The 14,602-nt window shown below is 71.1% G+C and carries 17 protein-coding genes; 9 read left to right on the top strand and 8 right to left on the bottom strand.

All coding sequences use genetic code 11. The features are described 5' to 3' along the window. Window positions 1-40 precede the first annotated feature (40 nt). On the top strand, window positions 41-826 hold the full coding sequence (gene hisN / locus QR78_RS09515) for a histidinol-phosphatase (RefSeq protein WP_048427271.1): 786 nt from the start codon (window positions 41-43) through the stop codon (window positions 824-826). A 247-nt stretch (window positions 827-1,073) separates the two neighbouring features. Then, the gene (locus tag QR78_RS09510) at window positions 1,074-2,036 is read left to right on the top strand and encodes a helix-turn-helix domain-containing protein (RefSeq protein ID WP_048427270.1); all 963 of its coding nucleotides are present in this window, start codon (window positions 1,074-1,076) and stop codon (window positions 2,034-2,036) included. 210 nt (window positions 2,037-2,246) lie between these two features. Here QR78_RS09510 and QR78_RS09505 read toward each other — a convergent pair whose 3' ends face one another. Both QR78_RS09505 and QR78_RS09500 read right to left on the bottom strand, forming a co-directional pair. Then, window positions 2,247-2,591: a MucR family transcriptional regulator gene (locus tag QR78_RS09505; protein ID WP_053220856.1), complete on the bottom strand. Its 345-nt coding sequence runs from the start codon at window positions 2,589-2,591 to the stop codon at window positions 2,247-2,249. A 674-nt stretch (window positions 2,592-3,265) separates the two neighbouring features. Next, window positions 3,266-4,258, bottom strand: coding sequence for an alpha/beta hydrolase (locus QR78_RS09500; protein ID WP_048427269.1), 993 nt, complete (start codon window positions 4,256-4,258; stop codon window positions 3,266-3,268). A 366-nt stretch (window positions 4,259-4,624) separates the two neighbouring features. Between QR78_RS09500 and QR78_RS09495 the strand changes: the two genes are divergently transcribed. After that, the gene (locus QR78_RS09495; protein WP_048427268.1) at window positions 4,625-5,089 is read left to right on the top strand and encodes an Hsp20 family protein; all 465 of its coding nucleotides are present in this window, start codon (window positions 4,625-4,627) and stop codon (window positions 5,087-5,089) included. Between the two features lie 115 nt (window positions 5,090-5,204). Here the strand turns inward: QR78_RS09495 and QR78_RS09490 are convergent, their stop codons facing one another. Beyond that, a complete protein-coding gene (locus QR78_RS09490; RefSeq protein ID WP_048427267.1) occupies window positions 5,205-5,507 on the bottom strand; it encodes a carboxymuconolactone decarboxylase family protein in 303 nt (100 codons plus the stop codon). A gap of 144 nt (window positions 5,508-5,651) precedes the next feature. Then, on the bottom strand, window positions 5,652-6,119 hold the full coding sequence (locus tag QR78_RS09485) for an RNA polymerase subunit sigma-70 (protein ID WP_048427266.1): 468 nt from the start codon (window positions 6,117-6,119) through the stop codon (window positions 5,652-5,654). Between the two features lie 238 nt (window positions 6,120-6,357). Between QR78_RS09485 and QR78_RS09480 the strand changes: the two genes are divergently transcribed. Continuing rightward, window positions 6,358-6,657: an antibiotic biosynthesis monooxygenase family protein gene (locus QR78_RS09480; RefSeq protein ID WP_048427265.1), complete on the top strand. Its 300-nt coding sequence runs from the start codon at window positions 6,358-6,360 to the stop codon at window positions 6,655-6,657. A 124-nt stretch (window positions 6,658-6,781) separates the two neighbouring features. Continuing rightward, window positions 6,782-7,717: a hydroxymethylbilane synthase gene (gene hemC / locus QR78_RS09475; RefSeq protein WP_048427264.1), complete on the top strand. Its 936-nt coding sequence runs from the start codon at window positions 6,782-6,784 to the stop codon at window positions 7,715-7,717. Window positions 7,718-7,719: 2 nt separating this feature from the next. Here hemC and QR78_RS31860 read toward each other — a convergent pair whose 3' ends face one another. The 4 genes from QR78_RS31860 to QR78_RS09460 all read right to left on the bottom strand — a co-directional run bounded on the left by QR78_RS31860 (window position 7,720) and on the right by QR78_RS09460 (window position 11,216). Beyond that, entirely contained in the window at window positions 7,720-7,914 is a 195-nt protein-coding gene (locus QR78_RS31860) for a hypothetical protein (RefSeq protein WP_053220855.1), read from the bottom strand. A gap of 21 nt (window positions 7,915-7,935) precedes the next feature. Next, complete coding sequence (locus QR78_RS09470) at window positions 7,936-8,853, bottom strand: GGDEF domain-containing protein (RefSeq protein ID WP_053220854.1); 918 nt, start codon at window positions 8,851-8,853, stop codon at window positions 7,936-7,938. 414 nt (window positions 8,854-9,267) lie between these two features. Further along, window positions 9,268-10,560: a nicotinate phosphoribosyltransferase gene (gene pncB, locus QR78_RS09465; RefSeq protein ID WP_048427263.1), complete on the bottom strand. Its 1,293-nt coding sequence runs from the start codon at window positions 10,558-10,560 to the stop codon at window positions 9,268-9,270. Window positions 10,561-10,706: 146 nt separating this feature from the next. Further along, complete coding sequence (locus QR78_RS09460; RefSeq protein WP_048427262.1) at window positions 10,707-11,216, bottom strand: pyridoxamine 5'-phosphate oxidase family protein; 510 nt, start codon at window positions 11,214-11,216, stop codon at window positions 10,707-10,709. 199 nt (window positions 11,217-11,415) lie between these two features. Between QR78_RS09460 and QR78_RS09455 the strand changes: the two genes are divergently transcribed. Genes QR78_RS09455 through QR78_RS09440 form a run of 4 tightly spaced genes read left to right on the top strand, consistent with a single transcriptional unit; the run spans window position 11,416 to window position 14,460 of the window. Then, complete coding sequence (locus tag QR78_RS09455) at window positions 11,416-11,625, top strand: TOBE domain-containing protein (RefSeq protein WP_048427261.1); 210 nt, start codon at window positions 11,416-11,418, stop codon at window positions 11,623-11,625. An 11-nt stretch (window positions 11,626-11,636) separates the two neighbouring features. Then, complete coding sequence (locus tag QR78_RS09450) at window positions 11,637-12,656, top strand: iron ABC transporter substrate-binding protein (RefSeq protein WP_053220853.1); 1,020 nt, start codon at window positions 11,637-11,639, stop codon at window positions 12,654-12,656. Beyond that, a complete protein-coding gene (locus QR78_RS09445) occupies window positions 12,653-13,690 on the top strand; it encodes a FecCD family ABC transporter permease (RefSeq protein WP_048427260.1) in 1,038 nt (345 codons plus the stop codon). Before QR78_RS09450 ends, QR78_RS09445 begins: the two co-directional genes overlap by 4 nt. Then, window positions 13,687-14,460, top strand: a complete 774-nt coding sequence (locus QR78_RS09440) for an ABC transporter ATP-binding protein (RefSeq protein ID WP_048427259.1) — start codon at window positions 13,687-13,689, stop codon at window positions 14,458-14,460. The genes QR78_RS09445 and QR78_RS09440 overlap by 4 nt, the downstream gene beginning before the upstream one ends. Window positions 14,461-14,602: the final 142 nt, after the last annotated feature.

Here is a 14,602-nt window from a genome sequence, read left to right as displayed (position 1 = left end):
CGGGCCGGCCGGCCCGGGCCGAGCGGGAATCGGGGACAGCATGAGCGTGGTGGATTTCGCGCGGTTCGTGGACGAGCTCGCCACCCAGTCGGGCCAGGCCATCCTGCCCTTCTTCCGCGCCGCCTTCGCCACCGAGGACAAGGCCGCGGGCCACGCCGCCTTCGACCCGGTCACCGAGGCCGACCGGGCCGGCGAGGCGGTGATGCGCCGGCTGATCAAGCGCAGCTTCCCCGACCACGGCATCCTCGGCGAGGAATTCGGCACCGAGAATCCGGATGCGGAATACGTCTGGGTGCTCGACCCCATCGACGGCACCCGCGCCTTCATCGCCGGCCTGCCGACCTGGGGGACCCTGATCGGGCTCACCCGCGGCGGCGTGCCCTGCTACGGCCTGATGAACCAGCCCTTCACCGGCGAGCGGTTCTACGGCGACGGCGAGGCCGCCCATTGCCTGGGCCCGCACGGCATCCGCCGCCTGCGCACGCGGCGCAAGGGCGAGCTGTCGGAGGCGATCCTGCACACCACCGACCCGCGCCTGTTCGGCCCGGGCGACCGGGAGGCCTACGGGCGGGTCGAGGCCGCGACCCGCCTCGCCCGCTACGGCGCCGATTGCTACGCCTACGCGATGCTGGCGGCGGGCCACATCGACCTCGTGGTCGAGGCCGGGCTGAAGCCCTACGACATCGTGGCGATGATCCCGGTGATCGAGGGTGCCGGCGGCATCGTCACCACCTGGGAGGGCGAACCCGCCGCCAAGGGCGGGCGGATCGTGGCGGCCGGCGACAAGCGGCTGCACGAGGCGGCGCTGGCGCTGCTCAACGGCTGACCGCCCCCGGCACGACGAACAGCGGCGCGACCAACATCGGCGCCGTGAGGTTCGTCGTGCCGCCCCCGGAATGGCCTCCTGCCGCAGGGGAATCCAACGATAAGTTGGAAGACGCCCAGAAACGATCCCCGTTCGACGATGGAGTGCCGTTGGGATAGGACAAATCCCGGGCTGGCCACCGCAATCGCACACTGCTAGAGGCTCTTGCGCCACGCGCGCGAAGGCGTCACGCCCGAATTGCGAGCCGATGCAGACGCTGATTTCCTCCGATGACCTGAAGTCGCGCAACAGGTTCCAGACCTACCTGGAGATCGTCCGCGAGCGGTTCGTGCCGAGCGAATGCACGATGATCGGCGAGGGGAGGTTTCACGCCCATATCGAGGGCACCCAGATCGGCGGAATGCTGATCACGCGGTCGAGCATCAACGGCCAGGCGGTCCGGATCACACCGCAGACGATCCGCCGCCACAGCAAGCAGGACAAGCTCTCGGTCGTCCTCCGGCTCTCCGGCACGGCCCGCAGCGACCAGTACGACCGGGCGGTGGTGCAGCGGCCGGGCGACCTCGTCGTCCTCGACAGCAACAAGCCCGTGACCCTGGAATATCCCGATCCGACGAGCTCGCTGTTCATCGAGCTGCCGCGCGAGCAGCTGGAGGGCGCGCTCGGATCCGCCCCGCTCTATGCGGGCCTCGCCGTCGGCGGTGATCTGTCCGGCACGTCCCTGGTCCGGACGTTCTTCGCCGAGCTGATCCGCGTCCACCGCCAGATGAGCCCCGAGATGGTCGAGCGCATGGCGCGCATCGGCACCGACCTCATCGTCGCCAGCATCGCCGAGCGCCTGGCGCGGGACACGCCCCGCCCCCTCCAGGGCACCGTGATCGTGCAGCGGGCCAAGGCCTATCTGGACGCCAATCTCGGCGATCCGACCCTCGATCCGGCCCAGCTCGCGGCCGCGATGGGGGTGTCGCTCCGGCATCTGCAGCAGCTCTTCCAGGAGCAGGGGCACGCGATCGCGGATTGGATCTGGCAGCGCCGGCTCGACATCGCCGCCCGACGCCTCGCCGATTCCGGCCACGCGCACCTGTCGATCGGGGCGCTGGCCTATGGCTGCGGCTTCATCAGCCAGGCGCATTTCGCCCGCCGCTTCAAGGACCGCTTCGCCGCGACGCCGAGCGAGTACCGGCGCACGGCCCTGACGCGGAGCGCCTGAACCGGCCGCGCCCTCACCGGTCGCCGGGCGACGGCGCGGCGCGCTCCGACGCCGCCGAAAGGTCCGTCGACAGAGTTACGGTGCAGCCACGCGGGACGGTTCCGTCGATCCGGGATCGTCGGACGAGGTCCCGATCGGCGGTCCGGGCAATCGTCCGAGGCGGACGCGATCCTGGATCGCGCTCGCCCCCGACGATCGGATCCGGCCCGATCAGGGTTTCCGCCTGACCGCTCCGCCCCTGTCCGCCCGCTCGTAGACCACGGCCTTGTCATAGGACGGCGCCACCATCGGGTAGGTTTCGGGCAGCCCGAAGCGGTCCCGGTACTCCTCCGGCGTGATGCCGTGGGCGGCGAGATGCCACTTCAGCGACTTGTACGGCTTGCCGTCGATGAAGCTGACGATCCGGTTGCGCTGGACGGACGCCGCGATCTGGGCCTCGCTGCGCCGTGCCGCCCTGCTGCGCCGCTTGCGCGGCATCGTCACGGCGCGCAAGCCGGTATGGACCCGCACGATGACCTCCGCGATCTCGGAGTGGTGCACGCGGTTGCGCGTCACTTAGGCCGCGGTGACGGCCGAGGTCAGTTTCAGGAGATTTGACTTACCCATCGATCCGCATCCGATACACAGTCAGGCAGGCATCACGCGGGGCGATGACCATCTCGATGCTTCGGTCTCGCGCGGATCATTGCCGCCCCCCTCGGTACGGCATCGCTGGCGACCTCCGCTTCACGATCTTCATCGAACCCGTGAAGACGGTACCGCGGCGACGAATCGGGCGCTTGCCTGCCAGCGCGTCGTGTTTTGACCGGGAGCGCAAACCGGGGTGATCTGCTGTCGCGGCGGTGGGAGACAGCAATCCTAAGCCGCACATGACGGCATGGCTGTCGTTCCTGACTGTTTGCGTGACGCCCGATTGCCGATGTCAGCGATCGAAATCATCTTTTCTCGAATTGCATCAATCCGGTAAATATCTTGCAGTTTCTCGCTGCAGAAGTGAGCAAAGTCATGCCGCACGCAAGGAATGTCGTCGGCCGTCGACCCGGTCCGCCGGCGGACAGGTGACGCAGAGGCCTCGCCCCTCCCCGACGCTGAACACGCCATCGGTACCGTCCAATACCGGTCGCCGCGGAGGATCGGAGCGGGGAGATCCGGCGGTGGCCGGGATCCGGCGTGATGGCCCGACATCGCGACCGGCCGGCTCGAACGTCTCCACGGCCGGGCCTGCGCCCTCAGGCCACCTGTTGCCGCGCGGAGCTCTCGGCATCCGGCATCGGCGCCGCCGTGCCCGGCACGAAGGCGTCGAAGGCGGCCCAGAACTGCGCCCGGATCGCGTCCCGCTCCATCAGGATCTCGTGGCGGGCGCCGCGCAGGGTGATGGTGCGCCCAGCGGCGAGCCGGGCCGCGAAGCGCTCCGCCGCCGGAGTGCTGCAGACCGGATCCGCGCCGGCCGCCACCACCAGCACCGGCAGGCGGATGCCGAGGGGGTAGCGCGGATCCTCGAAGCGGCGCATCGCCCGGAAGGCGGCGGAGAGCCAGCCCACCGTGGGATCGCCGATGGCCCCGGCCCCGACGGCGAGCGCCGCGGCGGCGTTGCGGGCGTAGCGGACCGGATCGGCGGTGAGCCGGTTGTTCGGGAACGGCTTGGTGGCGATCGACACCGCCGAGCCCCCCGGCACGTAGCGGCGGCCGAGGCCGCAGGCCCGCAGGGCCGCGGCGAGCCGCATCGCCGATTTCGGCCAGCGGATCATGCAGATCGCCACCATCGGGGCGAGGGCGACCAGACGGTCGAAGGGGAGCCAGCCCTCCCGAGCAGCGGACAGGCAGATCGCGCCGCCCATCGAATGGGCGAGGCCGAAGAACGGGCGCGGCATGCGCCCCTCCAGAACCTGCGTCTCCACCGCCGCGAGGTCGAGCCGGTACTCGGCGAAGTCGTCGACATGGCCCTTGTGCGGGTCCTCCACCGTGCGGTCGGAGCCGCCCTGGCCGCGCCAGTCGAAGGCGACGACGTGGAAGCCGCGGCCGCGCAGCTCCGCCACGGTCTCGAAGTACTTCTCGATGAACTCCGCCCGTCCCTGCACCAGGCAGACCGTGCCTTGCACCCCGCGCGCCGTCGGCGCCCAGGTGGCGACCCGCAGCGACAGGCCGTCGGCGGTCCGGACCGACAGGAGCGCGGCGCCGGGCGGAATCGGGTTGTCGGGCGTGGCGAGCAGCGGCACGGTCACGAGAGGGCCTCCGAGGCTGTCATCCGCCGCACCCTGGCACGGCACACCCTAACAATACCCCAGCCCCTTCGATCGGGTCCGCTCGAAGGCGCCGGGCCAAGCCCGACCGGGCGTCGGCGCCGATGCGCCGGACCTCCCGGCATCGACGGGTCGATGCCGGGACGCGAGACTGTAAATGGGGCAGGATCCGCGCGCGTCCCGGCCTCCCGAAAAAATTCGCGCAAGGCCTCTGGCGGCGCCCTTGATCAGTCTAGACCCCACCCCAATATGCGAAGGGCGCCGGCCGATACGGCGGCGCGCAAGACCGGGCCCGGCCCCAGCGGCGGACCCACAAGACTACATATTGCTTCAGACGGAGAATATGTCATGCGTCAGTTCGATCTCGCCCCCCTGTACCGCTCGACCGTCGGCTTCGACCGCCTGTTTTCCGCGCTCGATCAGTTCGTGACCTCGGATGCGGCCCCGACCTATCCGCCCTACAACATCGAGCGCACGGCCGAGAACGCCTACCGGATCACCCTCGCGGTGGCCGGCTTCACCGATCAGGACCTGTCGATCGAGACCCGCGAGAACGCGCTCACCGTGAAGGGCGAGCGCAAGGGCGACGCCAAGCAGGCCGAGTTCCTGCATCAGGGCATCGCGGCCCGCGGCTTCGAGCGGCGCTTCCAGCTCGCCGACCATGTCCAGGTGACGGGTGCGGTGCTGGAGAACGGCCTGCTCCACGTCGATCTCGTCCGCGAGATCCCGGAGGCGAAGAAGCCGCGCCAGATCCAGATCGCCTCGGGCTCCCGTCCGCAATCGATCGAGGGCAGCGTCCAGAAGGCCGCGTAAGCTCAGGCTTCCCCGGCAGGGGAAGCCGTCTTCAAGGGGAGCGCCCCGGCCACCCGGCCGGGGCGTTTCTTCGTGTGGCCTGGCATCCCGAAATGCGGGCCGCTCCCCGTCAGAATCAGGGCAGCAGGTGCGTGCCGTGGGTCAGCGCCGCTCCGGCCCGCAGGGCGACCGCCACGAACACGGTCTCGGCGATCTCCTGCTCGGTGGCGCCGGCCTTCTTGGCCGCGTCCCGGTGCACCTCGAGGCAGTACGGGCACTGGGTCGTCAGCGCCACCGCCAGCGCCATCAGTTCCTTGTACTTGCGCGGGATCGCGCCGTCGGCGAGCGCCGCCTTGTCGAGGGCCTCGAAAGCGCCCATCGCCTCCGGGGCGAGGCTCTTGAGGGCGGGCAGCTTCTTCAGGTTGGCGGCATCGTACATCGGCGTGGTCTCCTCCCGGTCGGCCGGGTCTGCCGGCCGCCCTCGATCGGGGCGGCTTCGGCGTTCCGAGAGGTAGAGCATCGCGGGACCGTTGCCCAATGGGCTCCGGTCATGCCTGGCCTGCCGTGCCGGGGCTCCCGGCTTTCAGAGGTCCCCGAAGGCGAGCTGGGCGGTCGCCGGGCGCTTCGACGGCTTGCCGGCCTTGTCCTTGGCCGCCCCGCCCTTGGCGGTCCGCGCCGAGTTCTTGGTCGCGGCCTTGCGCGGGCGCTTCGGCTCCGCGCCCTGGATGCGGGCCTTGCCCTTGTCGCGGGCCACCGCCTCGGGGGCGGTCTGGTCGCCCGAGAGCCACTTGCCGCGCTTGATCACCTCGTTCACCCGGCCCTGGTTGACGCCGAGCTTGAAGGCGATCTCCTGCTGGGTCATCTCCGTCGAGCCGTGCAGCTCGAGGATCTCCCGGGCCAGTTCCGGCGTCATCTTCTTGCCGACGATGCGGCGCCCCGGCTTCACCACGCGGTTGGCGCGGTCGCGCTCGCGCAAGCGCTCGAGAATCGCCAGCGCCATCTGCATGCCGTTCTCGCGCAGGGCTTCCTCGAATTCCTTCAGCGTCGCCATCAGGACCGAACTCCGCTGTCACGCTCCGGCAGGGAAACGGCGCCGGTCGGGGCTGGTTGCCACCGTGCACAGGTCATCCACGGTTTGTGCGCGTCCTGTTCCGGGTTGGCAACCGGCCGCCGAAGGCCATCCACCGCTCTCGCGGCCCATCGCCCGCGGCCTCGGGTTGGACAAGGCGAGCGGCTTCGCGCATGGCTTCCCGGACATGACGGCGTTCACATGCTGGCAGGAGGATCGGATGGTTCTGGAGATCGCGCAGATCGAGGTGAAGCCCGGGCACGAGAGCGCCTTCGAGGCCGGCGTCGGCCGGGCGGCGGAGCTGTTTCGCCGCGCCAAGGGCTGCCGTGGCATGGAGCTGCAGCGCTCGGTCGAGATCCCGACCCGCTACCGGCTGATGGTGCAGTGGGAGACCCTGGAGAACCACACCGTCGATTTCCGCGAATCGGCCGACTTCCAGGCCTGGCGCGCCCTGGTCTCCGAGCATTTCGTCGCTCCGCCCCAGGTCGAGCACACGGTGCTGGCGGTGCAGGGGTTCTGACGGGGCGGTTCTGGCGGAGCGGTTCTGATGGGGATCGGGGCCCGCCTGCCACGGAGACCGTGACAGGCGGGCCCCGGTTCGCTACTCGCGATAAGCGAGGCTCCTCAATCGCACGGCACCCGACATGCCCCGACGTCCCCTGCGCATCGGCACCCGCGGCAGCCCGATGGCGCTCGCCCAGACCGGGATGGTGCGCGACCGCATCGCGGCGGCCCATCCCGACCTCGCCGAGCCCGGCGCGATGGAGCTCGTCGTCGTCACCACGGTGGCCGACAAGGTGCTCGACCGGCCGCTCTCCGAGATCGGCGGCAAGGGCCTGTTCACCAAGGAGCTGGAGCAGGCGCTCCTCGCCGATCAGGTCGACATCGCCGTCCACTCGATGAAGGACGTCGAGACCTGGCTGCCGGACGGGCTCGTCATCGCCTGCATCCTGGAGCGGGACGACCCGCGCGACGCCTTCCTGTCGCCGCACGCCGACAGCCTCGCCGCCCTCGCGCCGGGGAGCCGGGTCGGCACCTCGTCCCTGCGCCGCGGTGCCCAGGTGCTGATGCACCGGCCGGACCTCAGGATCGTGCCCCTGCGCGGCAACGCCAACACCCGGATGAAGCGGCTCGCGGAGGGCGCCTGCGAGGCGACCCTGCTGGCCATCGCCGGCCTCGAACGCCTCGGCCTCGCCGACCGCGCCCAGGAGATCCTGCCGGTCGACGCGATGCTGCCGGCGGTGGCGCAGGGCGCGCTCGGCATCGAGTGCCGGGCCGGCGACACGGCGGTGATCGAGCGGCTCCAGGCGGTCGCCTGCGCCCGCACCACCATCGCGGTCGGCGCCGAGCGGGCGCTGCTCGAAGAGCTCGACGGCTCCTGCCGCACCCCGATCGCGGCACTGGCCCGGATCGACGGCGACATCCTCACCCTCGACGGGCTCCTGTTCCTGCCCGACGGCAGCGCCCATTGGGCCACCCACCGCTCCGGGGCGGTCGCCGACGCGGTGGCGATCGGACACGAGGCGGGGGCCGAGCTGAAGGCGAAGGCCGGCGAGACCTACCGGACGACGCTCCAATAGGCCTACGGGAGCGGCGACGCGACGGCGAGAGAGCGACACGCGACGGGGAGGCCGGCGGCGTGGATGCCGCCGCCCCGACGCTTCGCCACGTAGGAGGCCGCATCGGCCGCACCGATCAGGGCGTCGAGATCGGCCGAGACGCCCGGCGCGCAGGCATAGCCCAGGCTCAGGCCGATGCGGATGGTCGCCTCGGCCACCGCGTAGGGCCGGCCGAGCGCCTAGACGATCTCCCGTGCGAGAACCTCGGCCGTCTCGGCGTCGTGAACGGCGTGCTGGAGCACCACGAACTCGTCGCCGCCGGTCCGCGCCGCCAGGGCGGAGGCGCCGAGGAGCCCGCGTAGCCGCAGGCCGACCTCCTGCAGGAGCGCGTCGCCGACCGCGTGGCCGTAGCGGTCGTTGACCGCCTTGAAGCCGTCGAGGTCGAAGCAATGGACCGCCACCGCCTCGCCGGAGGACTGGTGCCGGTCGCGGAACGCGTCGTGCAGGCCGAGCCGGTTGGCGAGCCCGGTCAGGGCGTCGCGGCCGGCCAAAGCCGCCATGTCGAGGCGCAGCGCGATCTGCCGGGCGGTGTTCCGGTGGGCCGTGAACACGCCCTGGACGGCCCCGAGGAGGAAGAGGCCGAACATCGTCGCCAGGATGCCGTGCGACATGCTGCCGTTCCAGCCCGCCGTGACGATCGCCGGCAGGGCGGCGAGCAGCAGGGCCGCGATCGCCATGCCCGGGCGGACCGACAGGTGGGTGACGACGCCGGAGCAGTAGCCGAACAGGAGCCCGGTCGCGAGCATCTGCATCTCCACGTCAGGCTGAAGGAAGGCCGACCCCGCGACGGTGCCGATGCAGGAGGCGACGACCACCGTGACGAGGAGATGGGCCCGATCCCAGACCCTGGCCTCCGCGCGCGTGCCCGCTCCCCGCGCCGGCCGATACCCCTGGAGCGTGATCAGCGTGAGCTTGCCGAGGGAGGCGACCCCGCCGATCACCGCCGCGGCGAGCAGCATCGGGTCCTGGAGCGTGCGGGCGATGAACAGGCCGACCCCGACCAGGGTGATGCCCATGATGCCCGTCGGTACCGCGGTCCGCGCGAGTTCGGCAACCAGAGCGACATAGATGTCATCGGGTTCAACGCGTGCGGTCATCCGCCCTGCTTTCGGTCCCTTTCGGCGCGGGAACGAAGCACGGAACTGCCGAAAAATCCAGCAATCGACATTAATATGTGGTCGATATGACCGAAACAATTTTCGCGTTCACTACGTCAACCCGGCCATCATGCAGGACGTGCAGCGACGAGACAGGCGATCGAGGCGGTTCGCAACGTCCCGTTGCGCGACCGCGATCATGGCGACGGGCGGTCGGCGCACGCGTGGCAGCCCTGGATCGGGCCCCCGGATTCCGCGGCGATCCGTGACAGCCTCGCCCGAGGCCCGGCCATCACCGGGCGACGCCCCGGGACGAGGGGTGCGGATCGACGGCAGCGCTCCTGCCGCAACGGCGCCGAAACGCCGGCGGCCCGCCTCGTGGGGTCGCGCGGATTGGGTCGACGGCGCGAGAGCTCAGACCAGCACCGGCACCGCCTGCTGGGTGCCGACCCCGAAGACCCGCTTGTAGCGCTCGACCTCGTCCTCGGGCCCCAGGGCCTTGGTCGGGTTGTCGGAGAGCTTCACGGTCGGGTGGCCGTTGGCCGAAATGACCTTGCAGACGATCGAGATCGGATCGAGGCGGCCGTCCGGCGCCAGGCCGCGGAAATCGTTGGTCAGCAGCGTGCCCCAGCCGTAGCCGATGCGCAGGCGGCCGTGGAAATGCTTGTGGATCCGCTCGATCACGTCGACGTCGAGCCCGTCGGAAAAAATCGCCAGCTTCTCGCGCGGGTTGCGGCCGTGCTGGGTCCACCAGCGGATGGCCTCCTCGCCGCCCTCGATCGGGTCCTTCGAATCGATCCGGATGCCGGTCCAGTCCGCCATCCAGGCGGGCCCGCGATCGAGGAAGCCGGTGGTCCCGTAGGTGTCGGGCAGGATCACCAGGAGGTTGCCGGCATAGTCCCGCTGCCAGTCGGCGAGCACCAGGTAGGGCGCGCGGGCGAGGTCTTCCTCGGTCTCGGCGAGCGCCGAATACACCATCGGCAGTTCGTGCGCGTTGGTGCCCACCGCCTCGATGTCGTGGCGCAGCGCGATCAGGCAGTTCGAGGTGCCGAGGAAGCTGTTGCCCAGCCCCTCGATCATCGCCTCGACGCACCAGTCCTGCCACAGGAAGCCGTGGCGGCGCCGGGTGCCGAAATCGGCGATCGACAGGCCCGGCAGGGTCTTCAGGCGCTCGATCTTCTCCCAGATCCGCGTCATCGCGCGCGCGTAGAGCACCTGGAGCTCGAACTTGCCCATGCCCTTGAGCACGCCGCGCGAGCGCAGTTCGTTGAGGATCGCGAGGGCGGGCACCTCCCACATCGTGGTCTCGATCCACGGGCCGTGGAAGGTGAGCACGTATTGCCCGTCCTGCTTCTCCAGGAGGTAATCGGGGAAGCGGAAGTTCTCGAGCCAGTCCATGAAGTCCGGCGAGAACATCTGGCGGCGGCCGTAGAAGGTGTTGCCGCGCAGCCAGGTGGATTCGCCCCGGGTCAGCCGGAGCGACCGGCAATGGTCGAGCTGCTCGCGCAACTCGCCGGGGTCGATCAGGTCGGCGAGCCGGATGCGGCTGGTGCGGTTCTGGATCCCGAAGGTGACCGAGACGTCCCGGTGGCGCCGGAAGATCGTCTGGGCCATCAACAGCTTGTAGAAGTCCGTGTCGAGCACGGAACGGATGATCGGATCGATCTTCCAGGTGTGGTTGTAGACCCTGGTCGCGAGATCGAGCATCGCCCGTGCCTGCCTGACTTGGGACCGCCTCCTGCGAGCGGCCGGCACGCCGCCCGGGGGCGGCGGAAGGCGCGAAGCCCGCACGGTTCGCGGGCCGGAGTCAAGCCGCCGGCCCGCTCAAATCCCCTATGCGGCGAGGACGGGCCTCAGCGGGCGCCGAGGTCGACGGCCTTCTTCTCGGTCTTCGGCGACTCGCCGGTGACGGCGGCCTTCACGTAGCCGTAGAGATGCAGCATGGTCGAGTTTGGGCTGTCCCAGTACTCGCCCTTCTCGGGGTGGACGCGGATCAGCGCCACCGACGGGTCGTCCTTGCCGCCCGGGAACCAGGTCTTCAGGCTCTCGCTCCACTTGGCGTCGATATGCGCCTTGTCGCGCACGATCTCGGCCTTGCCCGACACCGAGACGTAGTTCTGGCTCGACGGATCGGAATACGAGAGGTTGACCTGGTTGTCGCGGCCGATCTCGTTCGCGACCGGCGCGTCCTGCTTGACGAAGAACCAGAGGTCGCCGTTCTCGTCCGCGTCCTGGTTCCACATCGGGCGGCTGCGCAGCTGGCCATCGGAATCGGCCGTGGTCATCATCGCGACCTTCACGTCCTTGATCATCGCGAAGAGCTTCTTTGCGCCCTCGTGGTCGCGGTGGCTGCCCTGGTGCATCGGTGGGTCTCCCTTGAAGTCCGGGACGAGCGGGCGGGCCCGCTCGAAGCTGCACGACAACGGACGATGCCCGCTTTGGTTTCGGTTCCCCGCCATCGAAACGCGGCCGTGGGATTCCGGCGCGGACCGCTCGCCGGGCGGGGCCCCTGCCCCTATCTCTGCCGCGAGAAGGCGGCCGCGCCGCCGGGGAGAGCCGACGATGAAGATCAGTGCGCGCAACCAGCTCGACGGCAAGGTCGTCGAGGTCAAGAAGGGCGCCACCACCGCCCATGTCCGGGTCGAGCTCGCCGGCGGTCAGGTCGTCACCGCGGCGATCACCAACGAATCCGCCGACGAGCTGGGCCTGGCTCCGGGCAAGACCGTCAAGGCGGTGATCAAGTCCAGCGACGTGATGATCGCGACGGACTGACGCTTTTCGCGATGCGGCCCGACCGGCGTTCCCTGCTCCTCGGCTCGGCGGCCCTCGCGCTGGCAGGGCCCGCGCGTGCCGAATCCCCGCGGGACGATGCCGGCCGGGCGCTCGACACCCTGAAGCAGCCCGTTACCCGGGTGTTTCCCGCCGGCCCCCCGGCGGCGATCCTGCTCTACACCCTTGCCCCCGAGCTGCTGCTCGGCTGGCCGCGGGCGATCCGGCCGGCGGAAAAGCCCTACCTCCTGCCCCAGGCCGCCGACCTGCCGGAGGTCGGCCGGCTCACCGGGCGCGGCAACACCGCCAATCTCGAATCGGTCCTGGCGGCGAAGCCCGACCTGATCCTCGATGTCGGCTCCACCGCCGAGACCTACCGCTCGCTCGCCGACCGGGTGCAGGGCCAGACCGGCATCCCCTATGCGCTCCTCGACGGGCGTCTCGCCGCCGCGCCCGCCACCTATCGCAGCCTCGGACGGCTGATCGGGCGCGACGCCGAGCCCCTCGCCGCCCTCAGCCAGGGCATCCTGGCGACGATGCGCGAGCGCGTCGCCGCGGTGCCGGAGGAGAAGCACCCCCGGGTCTACCTCGCCCGGGGGCCCCGCGGCCTCGAGACCGCCCGGGCGGGCTCGATCAACGTCGAGGCGCTGGCGCTGATGGGCGCCGCCAACGTCGCCGGCCCGGGCGGCGGCCTGGCGCAGGTCTCACCCGAGGACGTGGTCGCCTGGGCGCCCGACATCGTCATCGCCCTCGATCCCGTCTTCGCCGCCGCCGCGCGCCAGGATCCGCTCTGGCAGGCAACCCCGGCGTTGCGGGCGAACCGCCTGCATGTCAGCCCGTCACTGCCCTTCGGCTGGGTCGATTTCCCGCCCTCGGTCAACCGGCTGGTCGGCCTGTGGTGGCTCGGCAAGGTCCTCTACCCGGCGCTCTTCCCTGAGGACATCCGCGGCATCGCCCGCGACCTCTACGGCCGGCTCTACCACGTCACCCCGGACGATCAGGCCCTCGACCGCGTGCTGGCGGGAGCCTCGTGAGCGGCGTGGCCCTCGCGGGGGTGCGCGCCCTCCGGCTCGGCGGCCCCTGGCTGGCGCTCCTCGCCCTGGTGCTCGCCGCCGCCCTCGCCTTCGGGGTCGGGCGCTACCCGGTCTCGCTCCTCGACGTCGCTCGGGTGCTCGCCGGCCGCCTCACCGGGCACGCGCCGGACGTGGCGCCGGCGGTCGAGGCGGTGGTGTGGCAGATCCGCGGCCCCCGCATCGCCGCCGCGATCCTGATCGGCGCGGCCTTGTCGGTCGCCGGCACCGCCTTCCAGGGCCTCTTCCGCAATCCGCTCGTCTCCCCCGACATCCTGGGCGCCTCGTCGGGCGCGGCGCTCGGCGCGGTCGCGGGCATCTGGCTCTCCCTCGGGGTCCTGGCGATCGAGGGCATGGCCTTCGCGGGCGGGCTCCTGGCGGTGGCCTGCGTCTACGGGCTCGGCGCGGCCCTGTCGGGGCGCGATCCGGTCCTGGTGCTGGTGCTCGCCGGGATCGTCATCGGCTCGCTCCTCGGCGCCGGGGTCGGGCTGATCAAGTACCTGGCCGACCCCTACAACCAGCTCCCGGCGATGACCTTCTGGCTGCTCGGCAGCCTGTCGGGCACCCACCCCGCCGACCTCCTGCCGCTCGCCGGGCCCGTGATCCTCGGCACCGGCCTTCTCCTCCTCTTGCGCTGGCGCCTCGACGTCCTGTCCCTGCCCGACGAGGAGGCCCGCTCGCTCGGCCTCGCCACCGGCCCCTTGCGGGTCGCGGTGGTGGCGGCCGCCACCCTCGTCACCGCGGCGAGCGTGGCGACGGCCGGCATCGTCGGCTGGGTCGGCCTGGTGGTGCCGCATCTCGCCCGCTTCCTCGTCGGACCCGGCTTCGGCCGGCTGGTCCCGACCGCCGCCTTGCTCGGCGCCGGCACGCTGCTCACCATCGACACGCTGGCTCGCACCGTGGCGCCGGTCGAGGTGCCGCTCGGCATCCTCACCGCCTTCGTGGGGACGCCGGTGTTTCTCTGGCTGCTCGCCCGGGCGGAGCGCGACTGGTCGTGACCCTGCTCCAGGCCGACGCCCTCGCCTTCGGCTATCCCGGCCGGGAGATCGGCCGCACTCTCTCGCTCGACCTCGCCGCCGGCGAGGCGCTGGCGCTGCTCGGGCCCAATGGCGGCGGCAAGACCACGCTGCTCAAGACCCTGCTGGGCCTCCTGCCCGCCTTGGGGGGCACGATCCGGGTCGGGGGCCGGCCGCTCGGCGACCTTACCGCCCGGGAGCGGGCGCAGGCGATGGCCTACGTGCCGCAGGCCGGCGCGAGCGCCTTCGCATTCACGGCCCGCGCCGTGGTGCTGATGGGACGCACCAGCCGCACGGGGCTCCTCGCCGCCCCCTCCCGGGCCGACCACGCGGCGGCGGACAGCGCGCTCGCCCGCATGGGCATCGCCCACCTCGCCGAGCGGCCGGTGACGCGACTGTCGGGCGGCGAGCGCCAGCTGGTGCTGGTCGCCCGGGCGCTGGCCCAGGAACCCCGCATCGTGGTGCTCGACGAACCGACCGCCAGCCTCGATTTCGGCAACCAGGGAAGGGTGATGGCCGAGATCCTGCGCCTGCGCGCCGACGGGCTCGGCCTCCTCTTCACCACCCACGACCCCAACCAGGCCGCCCGCTACGCCGACCGGGCGCTGCTGCTTCGCGGAGGCTCCGCCCTCGCCGCCGGCCCGGTGGCGGAGGTGCTGGACGCCGCCCGCTTGAGCCGGCTCTACGGCGCGCCGGTCGAGGAGGTGCGGGACACGGTGAGCGGCGCGCGGGCCTTCCTGCCGGGCGGGTGAACGTCCGTTCGACGCAGGCGACAGAGGCCCGTCTCGTTCGCGACCTCATCCTGAGGTGCGACTGACAGGAGCCTCGAAGGAGGGCTCCAGAAGTCTCTTCGATTCCTGGAGCCCTCCTCCGAGGTCAGTCGATCTTCGATCG

The sequence above is a fragment of the Methylobacterium indicum genome (assembly GCF_001043895.1).
In the GTDB taxonomy this organism is placed as follows: domain Bacteria; phylum Pseudomonadota; class Alphaproteobacteria; order Rhizobiales; family Beijerinckiaceae; genus Methylobacterium; species Methylobacterium indicum.
Note: the sequence above shows the minus strand (reverse complement) of the source record. Positions and strands in the feature narration are given on the sequence as shown.

What these genes read in the sequence shown, in the direction of transcription:
- hisN (WP_048427271.1), top strand. Translation starts at nt 41, where the DNA reads ATGAGCGTGGTGGATTTCGCGCGGTTCGTGGACGAGCTCGCCACCCAG.
- QR78_RS09510 (WP_048427270.1), top strand. Translation starts at nt 1,074, where the DNA reads ATGCAGACGCTGATTTCCTCCGATGACCTGAAGTCGCGCAACAGGTTC.
- QR78_RS09495 (WP_048427268.1), top strand. Translation starts at nt 4,625, where the DNA reads ATGCGTCAGTTCGATCTCGCCCCCCTGTACCGCTCGACCGTCGGCTTC.
- QR78_RS09490 (WP_048427267.1), bottom strand. Translation starts at nt 5,507, where the DNA reads ATGTACGATGCCGCCAACCTGAAGAAGCTGCCCGCCCTCAAGAGCCTC.
- QR78_RS09485 (WP_048427266.1), bottom strand. Translation starts at nt 6,119, where the DNA reads ATGGCGACGCTGAAGGAATTCGAGGAAGCCCTGCGCGAGAACGGCATG.
- QR78_RS09480 (WP_048427265.1), top strand. Translation starts at nt 6,358, where the DNA reads ATGGTTCTGGAGATCGCGCAGATCGAGGTGAAGCCCGGGCACGAGAGC.
- hemC (WP_048427264.1), top strand. Translation starts at nt 6,782, where the DNA reads ATGCCCCGACGTCCCCTGCGCATCGGCACCCGCGGCAGCCCGATGGCG.
- QR78_RS09470 (WP_053220854.1), bottom strand. Translation starts at nt 8,853, where the DNA reads ATGACCGCACGCGTTGAACCCGATGACATCTATGTCGCTCTGGTTGCC.
- pncB (WP_048427263.1), bottom strand. Translation starts at nt 10,560, where the DNA reads ATGCTCGATCTCGCGACCAGGGTCTACAACCACACCTGGAAGATCGAT.
- QR78_RS09460 (WP_048427262.1), bottom strand. Translation starts at nt 11,216, where the DNA reads ATGCACCAGGGCAGCCACCGCGACCACGAGGGCGCAAAGAAGCTCTTC.
- QR78_RS09455 (WP_048427261.1), top strand. Translation starts at nt 11,416, where the DNA reads ATGAAGATCAGTGCGCGCAACCAGCTCGACGGCAAGGTCGTCGAGGTC.
- QR78_RS09450 (WP_053220853.1), top strand. Translation starts at nt 11,637, where the DNA reads ATGCGGCCCGACCGGCGTTCCCTGCTCCTCGGCTCGGCGGCCCTCGCG.